Genomic DNA, 14,961 nt, shown 5'->3' on the forward strand with positions numbered 1-14,961 from the left:
CGGCCCGGCGTTTTCCCGCCCGGCACGGGGGAACCCGGACGTGCCGACGAGTGGAGCGGAGGACGCCATGAGCGGACACACCGGCGAGCCCGCCGACCGGTACGGGCGGGCCCGCGACGAGAAGGAGCCCGGAGCGCACTCGGGCGCCGAGAGCCAGGCCCGCGAGCGCACCGTCCCGGGCACGGCCGGAGCCAAGGAGGGCTACCAGCCCGACAGCGGCACCACGGCCGGCGAGCCGCTGCGCGGCGTCGAGGCCGGGGACCGGCGGCGGGACGACCGGCCGCGGGGCGGCGAGGAGGACCGGTCCGACGGCTGACGCCCGCCGGAGGCTACGCGTCGTCGGCCGGGCGCCGCACCACCAGGCTGCTCACCTCGAAGGACATCTCGGTCGTCTCCGGGTCGGGCGGCGGGTGGTAGCGCCCGGCGCACACCGACAGATTGACGATGAGGAAGGCGTGCCAGCGGCGGCCCACCCCGCGCCGGTCAGCGAACACCAGCTCGCCGTTCAGCCACCAGTCCACCGAGTGACGCCCGAACTCGGTACGCAGGTCGACCCAGGCGCCCGGCCGGACCGCGTCATGACGCACGTACCGCTGGGACCGGCGCACATGGTTGGTCAGCTCCAGCAGGTCCGGGTGGTCGGGGTGGTACTCGAAGACGTCGACCTCCTGGCCGCCGTCCCGCCACGTCCAGATGGCCGGCCACGCGCCGGTCTCCGCGGGCAGCCGGACCCGTGCCTCCAGTACGTCCCCCGCCACCAGGACGAACTCCTCCTCGCTGTCCTCGGTGGTCAGCAGGCCGGTGTCCCACCCGCCGTCCGGCCGCCGGGTGGCCCGGAACACGCCCGAGCGGCTGTGACCGGCGTCGTCCACCAGATGGTCCAGCTTGTCGTCGTCCGGATTGACCGGGCCGCCGCCCGGATAGGCCGAGGAACGGCCCGCCGTCCACTGCGCCGTGGACGCGAAGTCCGCCGTGAACACCACGTCGGACCGGCGGGGATCCCGGGGGGCCGGCGGCGAGGCGCCCGTCGTCGGTTCGCTCATGTCCGATGTCTCACCGGCGGCGGCCCGGACATGCGCGACGGCTGACCGGCGCAGCGTATTTCCTTCGTGTGGGTGAAACAGAGACGGCCGTCGCGTCAAGGCAGGCTGGCGCCCTGCGCCCGGAGCTCCCGCTGGACCGCGCTCACCGGCACGTCCCGCGGCCGCCGCCCCCGGGTCGCCGCGAGGGCCGCGCACACGCCCGCCGCCTGCCCGGTGGCCATGGAGATCGGCATCACGCGGTAGGAGGAGTGGGCCACGTGGTCCCCGGAGATGCAGCGGCCCGCGACCAGCACCCGCTCCAGGCCCCGGGGCAGCAGACAGCGCAGCGGGATGTCGTAGGACTCGCCGCGCGGCAGCCGTTCGAGCCGGGTGCCGCGACCGCTCGGGTTGTGGATGTCGACCGGGTAGGCGCCGCGCGCCACGGCGTCGTCGAACTTGCGGGCCGACAGCACGTCCTCGCCCGTCAGCAGGTACTCGCCGGTGATCCGCCGGGTCTCCCGGACACCCACCTGGACCCCGCTCTGCACCACGTAGGAATCGGCGAAGCCCGGCACACGGCCGCGCAGGAACCGGGCGATCTGCGCCATCTGCCGGTGCGCGGCGAGTTCCGCGCGGGTCAGGTCCCACACGCTGGTGCCGAGCACCTCGGTGACCCGTGTGGAGTTCACCGCCACCTCGCCCGCGTTCGGGGTGGCGAAGAAGAGGACGTCCTCGCGCGGCAGGTCCAGCTCACCGGCGTCCGTGGCCGCGCGGACCAGGTCCCACAGCCCGTGCACGCCCTTCCACTGGTCCGGCCGGGCGCGGGTGTAGGCGGCGAACTCCTCGTGGTCGAAGCGGACCATGCGGAACATCAGCGTCATCGGCTGGGTCCAGCCGTCCTCCGGCCGGCCGGTCTCGTACCCGGCCCCCGCCGCCGCGGCGATGTCACCGTCCCCGGTGCAGTCGACGATCACGTCCGCGTCCAGCACGAGCGGCCCCGACTTGGTCTCGAACACCGCCCGGGCCCGGTCGGGCAGGCTGACGACGCCGGAGGCGAAGGCATGCAGCAGCATCCGGACCTCGTGGCTCTCCAGCAGCTCGTAGGCCGCCAGCTTGAACAGCTCCGCGTCGAACGGCACGGTGTAGCCGGTCTCCAGCGAGGGCCGGATCGCCGCTCCGGTGCGCACCAGCTGCTCCAGCAGCACCCACAGCACCCCGCCGACGACCGGCTCGCCCTCGCCGTGGTCGGGCGGCAGCAGCCGCGTGGTGTCGCCGGGCACGGCCTGCTTGACCTCGTTGTGGAAGCTCATCAGCGGCATGACCAGGGCCGCGGTGGCGTTGCCGCCGAGGAAGCCGTAGCGCTCCACGAGGACCACTTCCGCGCCCGCGTTGGCCGCCCCGACGGCCGCGCCGAGGCCGGCCGGCCCACCGCCGACCACCAGCACCTGGGTGGACCCCGCGTGCAGGGCCTGACGCGGCGGAAGCTCCACCGTGGTGGGAACCCGGGGCGGCATCAGATGGGACACGGTCACTCCCTCGGGGAACGGGGGCCTTCGGTGTCAGCGGGCGGTGGAGGCGGGCACCGGCGTGCCGGCGTGGCGGACGCCGGGCGCGGCGGCACCGTCCAGATAGGCGAGGAGCCGCTCCCCGGTCCGGGCCGCCCGCAGCCGCATCGCGGCCGTGCGCACCGCCGCGTCCGCCGCGCGGGCGTGCCGCTCGTCCCACAGCCGGTCCACCTCCGCCAGCAGCAGCCCGGCCGTCTCCCGGACCACCCCGCGCAGCGCGGGCGCGCCGATCCGCTGGGCGAAGTCGAAGACCTTCCCGGCGTACGGCAGCGGCAGCAAGGGGATGCCGGCCAGCGCGGCGAAGACCAGGAAGTGCAGCCGCATGCCGACGGCCAGGTCCAGCTGCGCGACGATGTCCAGGACCTCCTGGGGCCCGTGGTCACGGTGCAGCACAGTGCAGTGGTCGGCCGCCGCCATCCGGGACGCCACGGCGTGGGCGTGCCGGATGTCGCCCCGCTCCATGGAGATGAAGACGATGTGCGCGTCCAGCCGCTGCACCAGGAAGTCGCCCATGCTGGCGAGCAGTTGGTGGTACCCCTCCTCGTCCAGGTGTTCGGCGGCGTGTCCGGGCTCCCGGACGCTCATCCCCACCAGCCGCCCCCGGCGGGGCACCGCCTCCGCCCGCAGCAGGGCCCGGCCGCGGTCGCCGGGCTCCAGCAGCAGCGCCGGGTCGGCGGTGACGGAGACGGGCCGGGTGACACCGGCCTCTTCGAGGACGAGCTTGGACTCCTCGTCGCGGACCGTCACCTCCACCGCGTCCGACAGCACCGCGCGCACATACGCGCAGTCCGTCTCGTCGGTGAGCGGCCCGGCGCCCACCGCGTAGGTGAAGACCGGGACGCCGAGGCCCTGCGCGGTGCCGGCCAGCCGCAGATACCGGCGCGCCTCGGTGTCGTAGAGGATCCCGCCCCCGCCCAGCACGAGGACGTTCAGCCGGCGCAGCGGCTCCGAGATGCCCTCCCGGCAGACCCCCTCCCACCCGACGACCTCGACGTCCGGATGGACCGAGCGGGTGTGCGCCGGATCGCGGGAGAAGACCACGAAGCGGGTGTCCGGGCGGCCGGCCCGGACCTGGTCCAGCAGGGCGGTGAGAATCGCCTCGTCGCCGACGTTGCGGCCCCCGTAGGAGCCCAGTACGCCTACGGTCACGCCGTCCGCGCCATCCATGACCGCTCCCTTACGCTCACAGCAGAAGCTGTACCAGCTTGCCGCCTTCCGGCGGGGACCCGCGACCGGAGCCGCGTGGGGGCCGGCCGCGTCAGCGGGGGACGCGGTGCCTGCGTCCGCCCCGGCGGAAACGCACGGCGGCGAGGACCAGGGCCAGGACGAGGACCACGACGCCGATGACCAGGAGATAGAACAGGCCTTTGACGACGAATCCGATGATCCCCAGGACGACGGCCACGAGGATCAGGAACAGGAACAGGCTCATCGGATCTCCCGGCGGGTTCGGTGGATCAGCGGCGGGCCAGACGTCGCTCGCCGCCGGCGCCCGGTGCGTAGGGCAGCTCGTAGTGGGCGAAGACGCCCGGTTCGTCGGCGGCGGTCAGTTCGCCGTCGGTCTCGATGGACGGGGCCTTCTTCACCCGGTCCTTGCTCTGGGCGACCTTCAGATAGCCCGGACCGACCGTCGCGCCCGTGAGGGGGACGAACGCCAGCCGGCGACGGGTGGGCAGCCCCACCGTCACCGTGGCGAAGAAGGGCTGGTCGGTGGCGGTGTCCACGTAGACCGACTCCAGAACGCCGATCTTGTGACCGTCCGTGTCGACCACGTCGTGACCCCGCCACTCGCGGATATCGGATGCCTCGAACATCGGTACCTCCTGTGCACGGGGTACCCACTCGCGGGCCGGGGATGTGACAGCGGTGGGGTCGATGCCCTCGGACGGCGTACCTGCCCGGGGCCGGATGCCGGGCCGGTACGCCGAGTGCTCACTTCACGGGCACGAGGTCAGGAACTCGATCAGCGCCGCGTTCACCTCGTCCGGCCGTTCCTGCTGGGTCCAGTGGCCGCAGCCGGCCAGCTTCAGCGGCTCGCGCCACAGGCCGGGCATCAGCGAGGGCAGCCGCTCGATGAGCTCCGGCGTGCCGGGGAAGGCGGGGACCACGTCACGGTCGCCGTAGATGTACAGGGACGGCGGGGTGACGACGGCGCCGTGCCAGGGGGCGGTCAGCTCCCAGTTCCGGTCGAGGTTGCGGTACCAGTTCAGGGCCCCGGTGAAGCCCTGGGAGAAGCTCTCCGTGAGCGCGTCGAGGTCCTCCTCGGTGAACCACTCGGGCAGCACCTCCGGGTCGGCCATGTCCGCGAGCCAGCCGCGCTCGGGGTCGACCAGCGGCTGCTTCTGCCCGGCGCCGGGAGCGTCCCCGGAAGCCCAGTAGAAGAACTTGCGCAGCGCGGTGCGGGTGTCCGCGGCGAACTCGGCGTCCGCGACCCCGGGACGGTTGAAGTAGTTCCAGTAGAAGCGGCCGCCGAACATCTGCTCCATGGCGGGCAGCGGCGGCCGCGAGCCCCTGAACGGCGGCGGCACGCTCAGACCGGCCACCCCGCGCACCAGGTCCGGCCGCAGCAGCGCGGTGTGCCAGGCGACCGGCGCGCCCCAGTCGTGCCCGACCACGTACGCCTTCTCCTCGCCCAGCTCCCGGATCAGCCCGACGACATCGCCGACCAGATGCAGGATGGTGTACGCGTCGACGGCCTCGGGATGGTCGCTGCGCCCGTACCCGCGCTGGTCGGGGGCGACCACCCGGAAGCCCGCGGCGGCCAGCGGGCCGAACTGGCGGTGCCAGGAGTGCCAGGACTCCGGGAAGCCGTGCAGCAGCACGACCAGGGGGCCCTCGCCCTCCTCGGCGATGTGCAGCCGGATTCCGTTCACGTCAACCATGCGATGCTCAACCATGCCCCGAGACTACTCGCGTGATCATCTCGTGGACGGTGACCCGCGCGTCCGCCCTACGGCGGGCCGGGGACCGCGCCGGCGCTCCGGTACGCCGACGGGGGCCGACCGAGCAGCGCGCGGAACGCGGCCGTGTACGCGGCGGGGTTGTCGTAGCCGAGCGTGACCGCGACGCGGGTGACCGGCATGCCCGCGGCGAGGTACCGCAGGGAACGCAGGATGCAGGCCCGCTGCCGCCACTGCGCGAAGTTCAGGCCGGTGTGCCGGCGGAACAGGCGGGCGAGGGTGCGTTCGCTGACACCGAGGGACGCGCACCAGCGCGCGGGCGGGTCGTGGATGTCCGGCGCGCCCAGGAACGCCTCGCACAGGGCGCGCAGCCGTGGCTCGGCCGGCAGCGGCACATCGAGGGGCAACGGGGCGAGGTTCCTCAGCTCGTGCAGGAGCAGGGCGGCCACCGCGGCGTCGCGGCCGTGCTCGGCGTAGCGCGGTTCCATCTCGACGGCCGCCAGGATCAGGGCCCGCAGCAGGGGCGAGACGTCGACGGCGCGGCAGCGGGCGGGGAACCACGGCACGGCGGCCGGCTCGATGTAGAGGCTGCGGGTGCTCACTCCCGTCATCGTGACCTGGTGCCGGGTTCCGGGCGGGATCAGCACCGCGCGGGCGGTGGGGACCGTCCAGCTGCCGTCCGCCGTCTCGACCTGCATCACACCCGTGGCCGCGTACAGCACCTGGGCGCGGCGGTGTTCGTGCCAGGCCAGGAGGTGGTCGTGGGGGTAGTCCGTGCCGATGGCGAGCACGGCGCGGTCGAGGTCGTCCACCTCCGCGACCGGGATGTTGCGCATGCCGCGACCGTACCGCCGGCCTGTCCGCTGCGCGTAAGAAGTCGGCGACTTGTCGATTGCCCGTCACCGCGCGTGCTCCGTAGCGTCCTTGCCGTGCCGACCTCGCTCCCCACCCTCCTGTTCTCCTCGCTCCCCACCCTCCTGTTCTCCTCGCTCCCCACCCTCCTGTTCTCCTCGCTCCCCACCCTGCTGTTCTTCGGCTGCCTGACCGGCGTGACGACCGTGCTCTTCGGCTTCGGCGGCGGCTTCATCACGGTCCCCGTCGTCTACGGCGTCCTGACCGCCACGGCACGACCGGACGCCGACGCCATGCATGTCGCGGTCGCGACCTCGACGGCGGTCATGGTCGTCAACGCTGCGGCCGCGGCCCTGGCCCAGTGGCGCCAGGGCCGGCTGCGCCGTGCCTACGTCTGGCCGCTGGCCGGGTTCATCACGGCCGGCGCCGCCGCCGGGTCCTTCGCGGCCACCTTCCTCGGCGGCACGGCGCTGCGCCTGCTCTTCGCCGGCTACCTGCTGGTGACGATCGGCGACAGCCTGCTGCGCGAGGGCTTCCTCTCGGTGGCGCACCAGCCGCGTCCGAGGCCCCTGGGCCGGGCCGCCACCACCCTCGGCGGCACGGGCATCGGCCTGGTCGCCGCCGCGCTCGGCGTGGGCGGCAGCGTCCTGACGGTCCCGCTGCTGCGGCGCAGGGGCCTGCCCATGGCCGAGGCCACCGCCATGGCCAACCCGCTCAGCGTTCCCGTCGCGGTGGCCGGCACCCTCGTGTACGCCCTCGCCCCCGCCGCGCCCACGGCCTCCGGCCGGCTCGGCTACGTCGACCTCGCGGCGGGCGCCGCCCTGCTCCTCGGCTCGCTGCCCACCATCACCCTGCTGCGGCGGATCACCGGCCGGGTCCCGGACCGCGTCCACTCCGTCGCCTACGTCGTCCTGCTGCTGACCGTCCTCGTCGCCATGGCGGTGACCGGGACGTGAGACGACGAGCCCGGACGCGCGTCGGGGCCCGGGCGCCCCGTCGCCGGCGCCCGGGCCCTCGGTCCCCCTCCGCGGATCAGCCGCTCACAGACGCTGCCACAGCGCCGGGGCGTTCGGCGGCTCCCACCCCGCCTGCGCCTGGTGGCCCTGCAGACAGCGGTAGGAGGCCCCGCCGTACGTCACCGTGTCGCCCGCCTGGTAGACGGTGCCGGCCGCCCAGGTGCCGCCCGGCTCACCCGGGTCACCGGGGTCTTCCGGGTCCTCGGGGCCGGTCCCGGTCGTCTTGAGGGTGAGGCCGTAGGACTGCAGGATCGGGTTGACCGGCTGGAAGTACGTCGTACCGCCGCTGGTGCAGTTGCCCGAGCCGCCCGAGGTGACCCCCTGCGCCTGGCTGCCGGAGATGAACGAGCCGCCCGAGTCGCCCGGTTCGGCGCACACCGACGTACGGGTGACCCCGCTGACGGTGCCCTCCTGGTACGTCACACTGGTGTTGAGCTGCTGCACCGTGCCGCAGTGCCAGCCCGTCGTGGAACCGGAGCGGCACACCGAGGAGCCCACCGGGGCCTGCGTGGACCCGGCGACCTGGACGCCGGAACCGGTCACGTACGGCGTCGCCGTCCAGTTGGAGTTCGTCGCCACCCACGCCATGTCGTTGCCCGGGAAGACCGACGCCTGGAAGGTGCCCTGCGCGACCCGGTTGGAGCCGGTGGTGGTGCTGCCGGCCCGGCCGCAGTGCCCGGCCGTGGCGAAGCCCTGCTGGGTGCCCCGGGTCACCGGGAACCCGATCGAACAGCGGCTGCCGCTGCCGATGTAGTACGCGTCGCCGCCGCGCAGGTCGTACAGCGGGCGAGGGTGTTCGGCCGACTTCACGACCCGGGTGAGGGCGGCGTCGACGTGCGCGGCGGCCAGCAGGGAGCGCGCCGCGTCCGGCCGTATCGCCTCCACCACCAGCGTGTTGGTGGGCACGTCGACGTACCGGACCGGGACGTCGGTGGTGGCGCGGTGGGCCGCGGCGCGGTCCACCCGGGCCTTGGCGGCGTCCAGCGCGGCCAGGGAGTGCTCCACGACGACCGCGCGGGCGCCGTGCGCCCGGATCGCCGGCACATCGGCCGGGTCGGTCGTGGCCACCGTCAGCGTGTCCGACTCCGCGCCGCGCACCCACGCGCCGGCGAAGTCCGTGCCGAGCGCGGCCCCGACCCGGCCGGCGGTGGCGCCCGCCTCGGCCTCGTTGGCCAGCCGGCGCTCCGCCTGTCGGCGGTCCAGTCCCAGATCCCGCTGGAGTGCGCCGAGGAGGGCGGGCGGCGCCGCGTCGGTGCGGAGCGTCTCGGCCGCCGTGGGCGGGGCGGGGGAGGCGGACGGCTGGGCGCTCGCGGAGCCGCTGAGCCCGGCCACGAGCAGGGCACCCGCTGCCGCGGCGGCGGCGCACGCGGCTCTGAGGTGTCGTTGGAGCATGGGGAGGTCTCCTCGGATTCGGTGGGAGTGCCGAAACCGTAGGGAGATCCCGCCCCGCCCCATAAGACATCAGCCGACCCCCTGCCCCCGCGTTATGCATGGGGACGTGATGCATGGAGACGTGAGCGGGGGCGGCCGGCTCGGGAGGTGAGGTGTGCTCAGGACAGGAGGGTGTGCTCAGGAGGCGAGGCCGGTGCGGCGCTGCCGGGCCGCGGCGTCCCGGTCCTCGCGCCGCGCGAGCCAGTGCGCGTAGCTGTCGCTGCGGGCCGCCACTGCGGCGTGCGCCGCGCGGGCCTGCGCCAGCACCGTCGCCACCGTGTCCGGCCGCTGCCCGGTCCGGTGCCAGCCCAGCAGATGCCGCCACACCAGCGGGGTCCCGGCCAGCGGACGGGTGGTGATCCCGGGCGTCGGCGGGAAGGTGGCCCGGCACAGGCCCACCGCCCGGCCCACCTGCACCAGATGGACACAGGACGCGGTGTCCGTCTCGTACATGCGGCGGGGCGTGAAACCGGCCCGCGCGCAGGCCGCGGTGAAACAGTCGCCGAAACAGCCGTCGCCCGGGACGCACGCCCACTCCTCGCCGGCGAGCGCGGCCAGGTCGGCCTCCCGGCCGCGGGCGAGCGGATGACCGTCGGGGAGCATCACGAACACCGGGTCGACGGCCACCTCCTCCCAGGTCAGGTGCGGTGCGTCCGGCGGGGGAGCGGAGCCGCAGGCGCCGGCCAGCGCGAAGTCCAGGCGCCCCTCGGCCAGCAGCTCCGCCAGTTGCCGCTCCGACCAGGAGGCGCAGGTGGTCACGGTGGTGCCGGGGACGGCGTCGGCGAGCCGGTCCACCAGCGCGCCCAGCAGCGGACCGTGGGTGCCGCCGAGCCGCAGCCGCTCCCCGTCGCGCCGGGTGCGGGCGAACCGGGCCGCCTCCCGCTGGAGTTCGCTGACCGCGGGCAGCACGATCCGGGTGCGCTCCAGGACCAGCTCGCCGAGGGCGGTGGCCCGTACGCCGTACCGTCCGCGCTCGAAGAGCGTGCCGCCCAAGGCCCGCTCGATGCGCCTGAGCTGCGCGCTGAGCGCCGGCTGGGCGAGCCCGAGGGCCGTCGCCGCCTTGGTCAGACTGCCCGCTTCCGCGATGGCCCGAATGGTCTTCAGATGCCGCAACTCCAGCTCCATGAGGGGAGCTTGCGGGGTGGGAGGGCCGGGGGCAAGAGGCTGGTACAGACCAGAGGGCGGGTTTCGCTGTTTCCCGGTGTCCAGGTCCGTGGCATGGTCACAGCGACGCGATTGGTCTGTACCTGCTTGGCGTCCGCGCGGTGCCCGGCAGGTCCTGGAGAAAGGGGAGCATGGCCGATGCGCAGCACCACCGTGTTACCGGGCACCCCCGGCTCGCCGCCCGCGGCCGGGGACGTGCCCCTGCACCGGCTGGAGGTGGCCGGACCCGGTGCCCCGCCCTTCGCCGCCGGTTCCTTCGAGGCCGTGGGGCCGCTGTCCCGGTGGGACCGGCCGCACCGGCACACCTTCTACGAGATCGTCCACGTCAGCGCCGGTTCCGGCACCCATGTCGTCGATCTCGCGCGCTGGCCGCTGCGTCCCCCGCACCTGGCGGTGATCCTGCCCGGCCAGGTGCACCACTGGGAGGGCGGCCGGGGGCCGGAGGGGACGCTGGCGCTGTTCACCGACGACTTCCTGGTGGACCACCCCCACGACCGTGAGCTGCTGCGGGAACTCGGCGAGCGGTGCTGGTTCGCCCTGGACCCGGAACAGGACCGGTCCGTGCGGAGCCTGATGGCGGAACTCGTCACGGAGCACCGGGAGCGGGCCCCCGGACACGAGAGCGTCCTGCGTTCCCTGCTGCACGTGCTCGTCGTGCGCGCCTCCCGGCTGCCGGGCCCCGCCGGCGCCGGCCGGGACCCGCGTGCCCAGGGCCGGCCGGCCGCCGTCGCCGAGGCGTTCGCCCGGCTGATCACCCGCCCGGAGGCGGCGACCTGGTCCGTCCGGGAGTGCGCCGACCGGCTCGGGGTGACCCCGCACTACCTCACCCAGGCGGTCCGGGCCGCCACCGGCCGGCCACCCGGGCGGCTGCTCATCGAGGCCCGTGCCTACCAGGCGCAACGGCTGCTGGCCCACACCCAGTTGTCGGTACGGCAGGTCGCCGCCCGCACCGGATTCGCCGACCCCGCCTACTTCAGCCGGTTCTTCCGGCGGGAGACCGGCACCAGCCCCGGCGACTTCCGAAAACACCACAGCCGCCCTCATCAGTCCCTCGAAGCGCCGCCGACGCACGCCTAGGTTCGTTGCCGACCGGCCCCAGGGCGCCCGCCCCCGCAGAAGACCCCACAGGTCCAGCCCCACAGGCTCAACCCCCACAGGTCCAACCCCACAGGCCAGCCCCACAGGACCGGCCCCGTAGGAGGGCCATACGGGTCCGCCCCCGCACACGGAGGCACAGGTCCGCCCCCAGGAGGAGGAGACATGGACGGAGCAGGTACGCACGACACCGACCGGAACGGCGCCGGCGGCACCGGTGGCAACGGCGCGGACGCGCCGGACGCGCCGGAGGGTGCCCGGCTCGTCGGCCGCAAGACCGTGCTGCGCGCGGCACTCGCGGCCACCGCCGCGATCCCCCTGGCCCTCGCCGGAGGCCCCGCCCTCGCCCGCACCCTGGCCGCGAGCGGCACGGAGCCGCAGCTCACACCGCCGTGCGACGACGGTGACGACCCCACCCCGGAGCAGACCGAGGGCCCCTACTTCAAGCCCAACTCCCCGCAACGCACGAGCCTCCTGGAGCCCGGACTGCCCGGCACCCGGCTCACCGTGAGCGGTTATGTCTTCGGCCGGGCCTGCCGCCCTCTGTCCGGAGTCCTGCTGGACTTCTGGCAGGCCGACAACAACGGCGCCTACGACAACACCGGGTTCCGGTTCCGGGGCCACCAATACACCGACTCGCGCGGCGCCTTCGCGCTCACCACGATCGTGCCGGGCCTGTACCCGGGGCGCACCCGGCACATCCACGTCAAGGTGCAGGCCCCCAACCGGCCCGTGCTGACCACGCAGTTGTACTTCCCGAACGAGCCGCGCAACAACACGGACACGATCTTCGACCCACGGCTGCTGATGACCGTGCGCGACGGCAGCGGTGGCCGGGAGGCGGCGTTCGACTTCGTCCTCGACGTGCCGCAGGACCCCGGTCCCGGCCCCACACCGCCCGGTGGCACCTGGGCCGTCGGCACCGCGTACCGGACGGGGGACCAGGTCACCTACGGGGGCCGCGGCTATGTCTGCCTCCAGCCGCACACCGCCCAGCCGGGCTGGGAACCCCCGGCCGTACCGGCTCTGTGGCGCGCGGTCTGAGAGCGCGGCGTGCGACGGCCCTGACGCCGCGGGCACCGGCCTTCCGACCACGGCCGGTGCCGTCCGGCAGAGCCTCACCGGGGCCGGGCCCCCAGGGTGAGGACGCCCGCCCCGGGTGGGGCCGGGGCGGGCGTCCGCAGGAGTTCCGGGGGACAACCGCCTTACGCTGTCGCGGACTTCGTCTTGCGGGTGAAGACCCGGGCGGCGACGTTCTCGCTGATCAGGGTGTCGCCGACGGCGTGCCGGCTTCCGGCGCCCGGGAGGACGCGGGACCGGCGGCGGAGGCATCGCCCGTGGCCCGGCGCGACGTACGCAGGACGGTCACGGCGATCACCAGTGCGCCCAGGACGAAGACCGCGCCGACCTGGAAGGCGAGTCGGTAGCCGTCGGTCAGCGCCTCGGCGCGGGAGGCGCCGTCGTGCGGCAGGGCGCCGGTGTGCGAGGCGGCGAGGGCGCTCAGCACGGCGAGACCGAGGGAGGCGCCCACCTGCTGCACGGTGTTGAACATCCCGGAGGCCAGGCCCGAGTCCTGCGGGGTCGCGCCCGACATGGCCAGTCCGGCCAGCGCCGGCATCGCCAGGCCGAACCCGATCCCGAGCGGCACGGTCGCGGGGAACACATCGGTGAGGTAGGCGCCGTCCGCCGGGATCCGTCCCAGAATGCCCAGACCGGCGCAGATCAGCGCGAGCGCGGCCGGCAGGACCGCCCGGGCGCCGAACCTGCCGATGAGACGGGGCGCGAGGAACAGCGACATGACGCCGACCAGCAGCGGGACCGGAACGACAGCGGCACCGGTCTCCACCTCGTCGAAACCCAGCACCTTCTGCATGTACAGCACGACAAGGAACTGGAAGCCGAACAGGCCCGAGATCATGAGGGCGTGTGTGCCCAGCGCGCCGGACACGGCGCGGTACCGGAACATCCGGGGCGGCAGCAGCGGGTCCTCGGCCCTGGCCTGCCGTACGGCGAACGCGGCCAGCAGGACGAGGGCGAGCAGGCCGAAGCCGAGCGTGCGGGCGGAGCCGAAACCGTGGTCGGCCGCGGCGACGATGGCGTAGACGGCCGTCATGAGCGCGGACGTGATCAGTACGGCGCCGAGCGCGTCCGTGCCCCTGCCCCGGCCCGTGCCCCGCTCGGCGACCAGCACCCGCTGGGCCAGGACGACGGCGGCGACCCCGATGGGCACGTTGACGAAGAAGATCCAGTGCCAGCCGACGGCCCGGGTCAGCACGCCGCCCAGCAGCAGGCCGAGGGTGCCGCCCGCGGACTGGACGAAGCTGTAGACACCGATCGCCTTGGCGCGTTCGCCCGGCTCCGTGAACATGGTGACGACCATGGCGAGGGTGACGGAGGACGTCACCGCGCCGCCCACGCCCTGGGCGAACCGGGCGACGAGCAGCGCGGTCGTGTTCTGCGCCAGGCCGCACAGCAAGGACGCCACGGTGAAGACGACCAGACCGGTGACGAAGACCCGTTTGCGGCCGAAGAGGTCGCCGAACCGGCCCGCGAGCAGCAACAGGCCGCCGAACGGGATCAGATAGGCGTTCACGACCCAGCCCAGCGACGAGGAGGAGAAGCCCAGGCTCTCCTGGACGGCCGGCAGCGCCACGTTCACGATGGTGCCGTCGAGGATCACCATCAACTGGCCGGCGCAGAGGATCGCCAGCGCGAACCAGCGGGACGTCCGCACTGCCGGTGCGGGCACGGTCCGAGCGGACATGTGTGTGCCTTTCATGGGAGCTGTTTTGTTACGGGCTCCATCCTGGGCAACCGCCCCCAAGCGGGGAAGAAGGCACTTTTTTGTCTCGCCGTCACAGCGATGTTCCACCGTGACATCGATGTGACGGGCGGGCCGGCCGGAAACCGGCTGCGTCGTCGGTGCGGGCGCAGCCGGGGTGCGGTGTTCAGGGGCAGGTGACCACCTGGCCGGCCCAGGACAGGCCCCCGCCGAAGGCGAGCAGCAGGACCGGGGCGCCGCTGGGGAGTTCACCGCGCTCGGTCAGCTTGGACAGGGCGAGCGGGACGGACGCGGCGGAGGTGTTGCCGGACTCCACGACGTCGTGGGCGATCACCGTGCTCTCGGGCAGGTCGAGTTGCCGTACGACGGCGTCGATGATCCGCAGATTGGCCTGGTGGGTGACCACGCCCGCCAGCTCGGCCGGCGTCAGACCGGCCCGCGCACAGGCCTCGCGGATGATGCCGGGCAACTCGCCGGTGGCCCAGCGGAACACGGTCTGCCCCTCCTGGGCGAAGCGCGGGTGCCAGTCGTCGACGAGCCGGACCGCGTCACCGCGGGTGGGGTCCGAGCCCCAGCACACCGGGCCGATCCCCTCCTCGGCGGAGGCGCTCAGCACGGCGGCGCCCGCCCCGTCGCCGAGCAGGACGCAGGTACGGCGGTCGGTCCAGTCGGTGACGTCGGACATCTTCTCCGCGCCGATGACCAGGGCGTGCCGGGCGGCGCCCGCGCGCAGCGAGTGGTCCGCGCAGGCCAGCGCGGTGCAGAAGCCGGCGCAGCCGTTGTTGAGGTCGAAGGCCACCGGGGCGGGCAGGCCGAGGCGCCCGGCGACCTGGGCGGCGATGGAGGGGCAGCGGTCGACGGCCGAGCAGGTCGCCACGGTGATCAGACCGATGTCGGCGGGCTCCAGCCCCGACGCGGCCAGCGCCTTGCTCGCGGCGGCCGCCGCCATGTCGGTGACCGACTCCTCGGGGGCGGCGATGCGGCGGGTGGCGATGCCGGTGCGGCGCCGGATCCACTCGTCGCTGGTGTCGACCATGGTGGCCAGGTCGTCGTTGGTCAGGACGCGCGTCGGCTGGTAGTGGCCCAGGGCGGCGATACGGCTTCCCGGCACGGCGTGATCTCCTCGGCTCGGCA

At 74.1% G+C, this 14,961-nt stretch carries 15 protein-coding genes; 4 read left to right on the forward strand and 11 right to left on the reverse strand.

Features of this window, described 5'->3' with window-relative positions:
• The first annotated feature begins 67 nt into the window (after positions 1 to 67).
• Positions 68 to 316, forward strand: coding sequence for a hypothetical protein (locus HB370_RS37085; RefSeq protein WP_030786984.1), 249 nt, complete (start codon positions 68 to 70; stop codon positions 314 to 316).
• Between the two features lie 13 nt (positions 317 to 329).
• Here HB370_RS37085 and HB370_RS37090 read toward each other — a convergent pair whose 3' ends face one another.
• The 7 genes from HB370_RS37090 to HB370_RS37120 form a co-directional block, all read right to left on the reverse strand.
• Positions 330 to 1,043 carry a family 16 glycosylhydrolase gene (locus tag HB370_RS37090; RefSeq protein WP_051815952.1) on the reverse strand — a complete coding sequence of 238 codons (714 nt, stop codon included), beginning with the start codon at positions 1,041 to 1,043 and terminating at the stop codon, positions 330 to 332.
• A gap of 95 nt (positions 1,044 to 1,138) precedes the next feature.
• Positions 1,139 to 2,548, reverse strand: coding sequence for an FAD-dependent oxidoreductase (locus HB370_RS37095; RefSeq protein ID WP_244405776.1), 1,410 nt, complete (start codon positions 2,546 to 2,548; stop codon positions 1,139 to 1,141).
• A 33-nt stretch (positions 2,549 to 2,581) separates the two neighbouring features.
• Positions 2,582 to 3,754, reverse strand: coding sequence for a polysaccharide pyruvyl transferase family protein (locus HB370_RS37100; RefSeq protein ID WP_051815950.1), 1,173 nt, complete (start codon positions 3,752 to 3,754; stop codon positions 2,582 to 2,584).
• 91 nt (positions 3,755 to 3,845) lie between these two features.
• Positions 3,846 to 4,019, reverse strand: coding sequence for a hypothetical protein (locus HB370_RS37105; RefSeq protein WP_167345751.1), 174 nt, complete (start codon positions 4,017 to 4,019; stop codon positions 3,846 to 3,848).
• 25 nt (positions 4,020 to 4,044) lie between these two features.
• Positions 4,045 to 4,401: a PRC-barrel domain-containing protein gene (locus HB370_RS37110; RefSeq protein WP_030786974.1), complete on the reverse strand. Its 357-nt coding sequence runs from the start codon at positions 4,399 to 4,401 to the stop codon at positions 4,045 to 4,047.
• A 123-nt stretch (positions 4,402 to 4,524) separates the two neighbouring features.
• Entirely contained in the window at positions 4,525 to 5,484 is a 960-nt protein-coding gene (locus HB370_RS37115; RefSeq protein ID WP_030786972.1) for an alpha/beta hydrolase, read from the reverse strand.
• A 53-nt stretch (positions 5,485 to 5,537) separates the two neighbouring features.
• Positions 5,538 to 6,323 (reverse strand): helix-turn-helix transcriptional regulator, encoded by a 786-nt coding sequence (locus HB370_RS37120; protein WP_030786970.1) that lies wholly within the window; start codon positions 6,321 to 6,323, stop codon positions 5,538 to 5,540.
• Positions 6,324 to 6,488: 165 nt separating this feature from the next.
• On the opposite strand from HB370_RS37120, the gene HB370_RS37125 reads away from it, so the two are divergent.
• Entirely contained in the window at positions 6,489 to 7,295 is an 807-nt protein-coding gene (locus HB370_RS37125) for a sulfite exporter TauE/SafE family protein (RefSeq protein WP_030786968.1), read from the forward strand.
• A gap of 84 nt (positions 7,296 to 7,379) precedes the next feature.
• Here the strand turns inward: HB370_RS37125 and HB370_RS37130 are convergent, their stop codons facing one another.
• A complete protein-coding gene (locus HB370_RS37130; RefSeq protein WP_167513078.1) occupies positions 7,380 to 8,747 on the reverse strand; it encodes a trypsin-like serine protease in 1,368 nt (455 codons plus the stop codon).
• Between the two features lie 177 nt (positions 8,748 to 8,924).
• Complete coding sequence (locus HB370_RS37135; RefSeq protein ID WP_051815948.1) at positions 8,925 to 9,911, reverse strand: LysR family transcriptional regulator; 987 nt, start codon at positions 9,909 to 9,911, stop codon at positions 8,925 to 8,927.
• Between the two features lie 177 nt (positions 9,912 to 10,088).
• On the opposite strand from HB370_RS37135, the gene HB370_RS37140 reads away from it, so the two are divergent.
• Together HB370_RS37140 and HB370_RS37145 are read left to right on the forward strand one after the other, a co-directional pair.
• Complete coding sequence (locus tag HB370_RS37140; protein WP_030786959.1) at positions 10,089 to 11,027, forward strand: helix-turn-helix domain-containing protein; 939 nt, start codon at positions 10,089 to 10,091, stop codon at positions 11,025 to 11,027.
• A gap of 183 nt (positions 11,028 to 11,210) precedes the next feature.
• Entirely contained in the window at positions 11,211 to 12,089 is an 879-nt protein-coding gene (locus HB370_RS37145; RefSeq protein ID WP_078637632.1) for a carbohydrate-binding protein, read from the forward strand.
• Between the two features lie 220 nt (positions 12,090 to 12,309).
• Here the strand turns inward: HB370_RS37145 and HB370_RS37150 are convergent, their stop codons facing one another.
• Both HB370_RS37150 and HB370_RS37155 read right to left on the reverse strand, forming a co-directional pair.
• Entirely contained in the window at positions 12,310 to 13,809 is a 1,500-nt protein-coding gene (locus HB370_RS37150) for an MFS transporter (RefSeq protein WP_037702360.1), read from the reverse strand.
• A 184-nt stretch (positions 13,810 to 13,993) separates the two neighbouring features.
• The gene (locus HB370_RS37155) at positions 13,994 to 14,938 is read right to left on the reverse strand and encodes a beta-ketoacyl-ACP synthase III (RefSeq protein ID WP_030786953.1); all 945 of its coding nucleotides are present in this window, start codon (positions 14,936 to 14,938) and stop codon (positions 13,994 to 13,996) included.
• Between the last annotated feature and the right edge of the window lie 23 nt (positions 14,939 to 14,961).

Source organism: Streptomyces sp. DSM 40868, assembly GCF_011820545.1.
Classification (GTDB): domain Bacteria; phylum Actinomycetota; class Actinomycetes; order Streptomycetales; family Streptomycetaceae; genus Streptomyces; species Streptomyces eurythermus.

Excerpts from the sequence above, each read along its gene's own strand:
- HB370_RS37085 (WP_030786984.1), top strand. The coding sequence starts at position 68 with ATGAGCGGACACACCGGCGAGCCCGCCGACCGGTACGGGCGGGCCCGC.
- HB370_RS37090 (WP_051815952.1), bottom strand. The coding sequence starts at position 1,043 with ATGAGCGAACCGACGACGGGCGCCTCGCCGCCGGCCCCCCGGGATCCC.
- HB370_RS37100 (WP_051815950.1), bottom strand. The coding sequence starts at position 3,754 with ATGGATGGCGCGGACGGCGTGACCGTAGGCGTACTGGGCTCCTACGGG.
- HB370_RS37105 (WP_167345751.1), bottom strand. The coding sequence starts at position 4,019 with ATGAGCCTGTTCCTGTTCCTGATCCTCGTGGCCGTCGTCCTGGGGATC.
- HB370_RS37110 (WP_030786974.1), bottom strand. The coding sequence starts at position 4,401 with ATGTTCGAGGCATCCGATATCCGCGAGTGGCGGGGTCACGACGTGGTC.
- HB370_RS37115 (WP_030786972.1), bottom strand. The coding sequence starts at position 5,484 with ATGGTTGAGCATCGCATGGTTGACGTGAACGGAATCCGGCTGCACATC.
- HB370_RS37120 (WP_030786970.1), bottom strand. The coding sequence starts at position 6,323 with ATGCGCAACATCCCGGTCGCGGAGGTGGACGACCTCGACCGCGCCGTG.
- HB370_RS37130 (WP_167513078.1), bottom strand. The coding sequence starts at position 8,747 with ATGCTCCAACGACACCTCAGAGCCGCGTGCGCCGCCGCCGCGGCAGCG.
- HB370_RS37135 (WP_051815948.1), bottom strand. The coding sequence starts at position 9,911 with ATGGAGCTGGAGTTGCGGCATCTGAAGACCATTCGGGCCATCGCGGAA.
- HB370_RS37140 (WP_030786959.1), top strand. The coding sequence starts at position 10,089 with ATGCGCAGCACCACCGTGTTACCGGGCACCCCCGGCTCGCCGCCCGCG.
- HB370_RS37145 (WP_078637632.1), top strand. The coding sequence starts at position 11,211 with ATGGACGGAGCAGGTACGCACGACACCGACCGGAACGGCGCCGGCGGC.
- HB370_RS37150 (WP_037702360.1), bottom strand. The coding sequence starts at position 13,809 with ATGTCCGCTCGGACCGTGCCCGCACCGGCAGTGCGGACGTCCCGCTGG.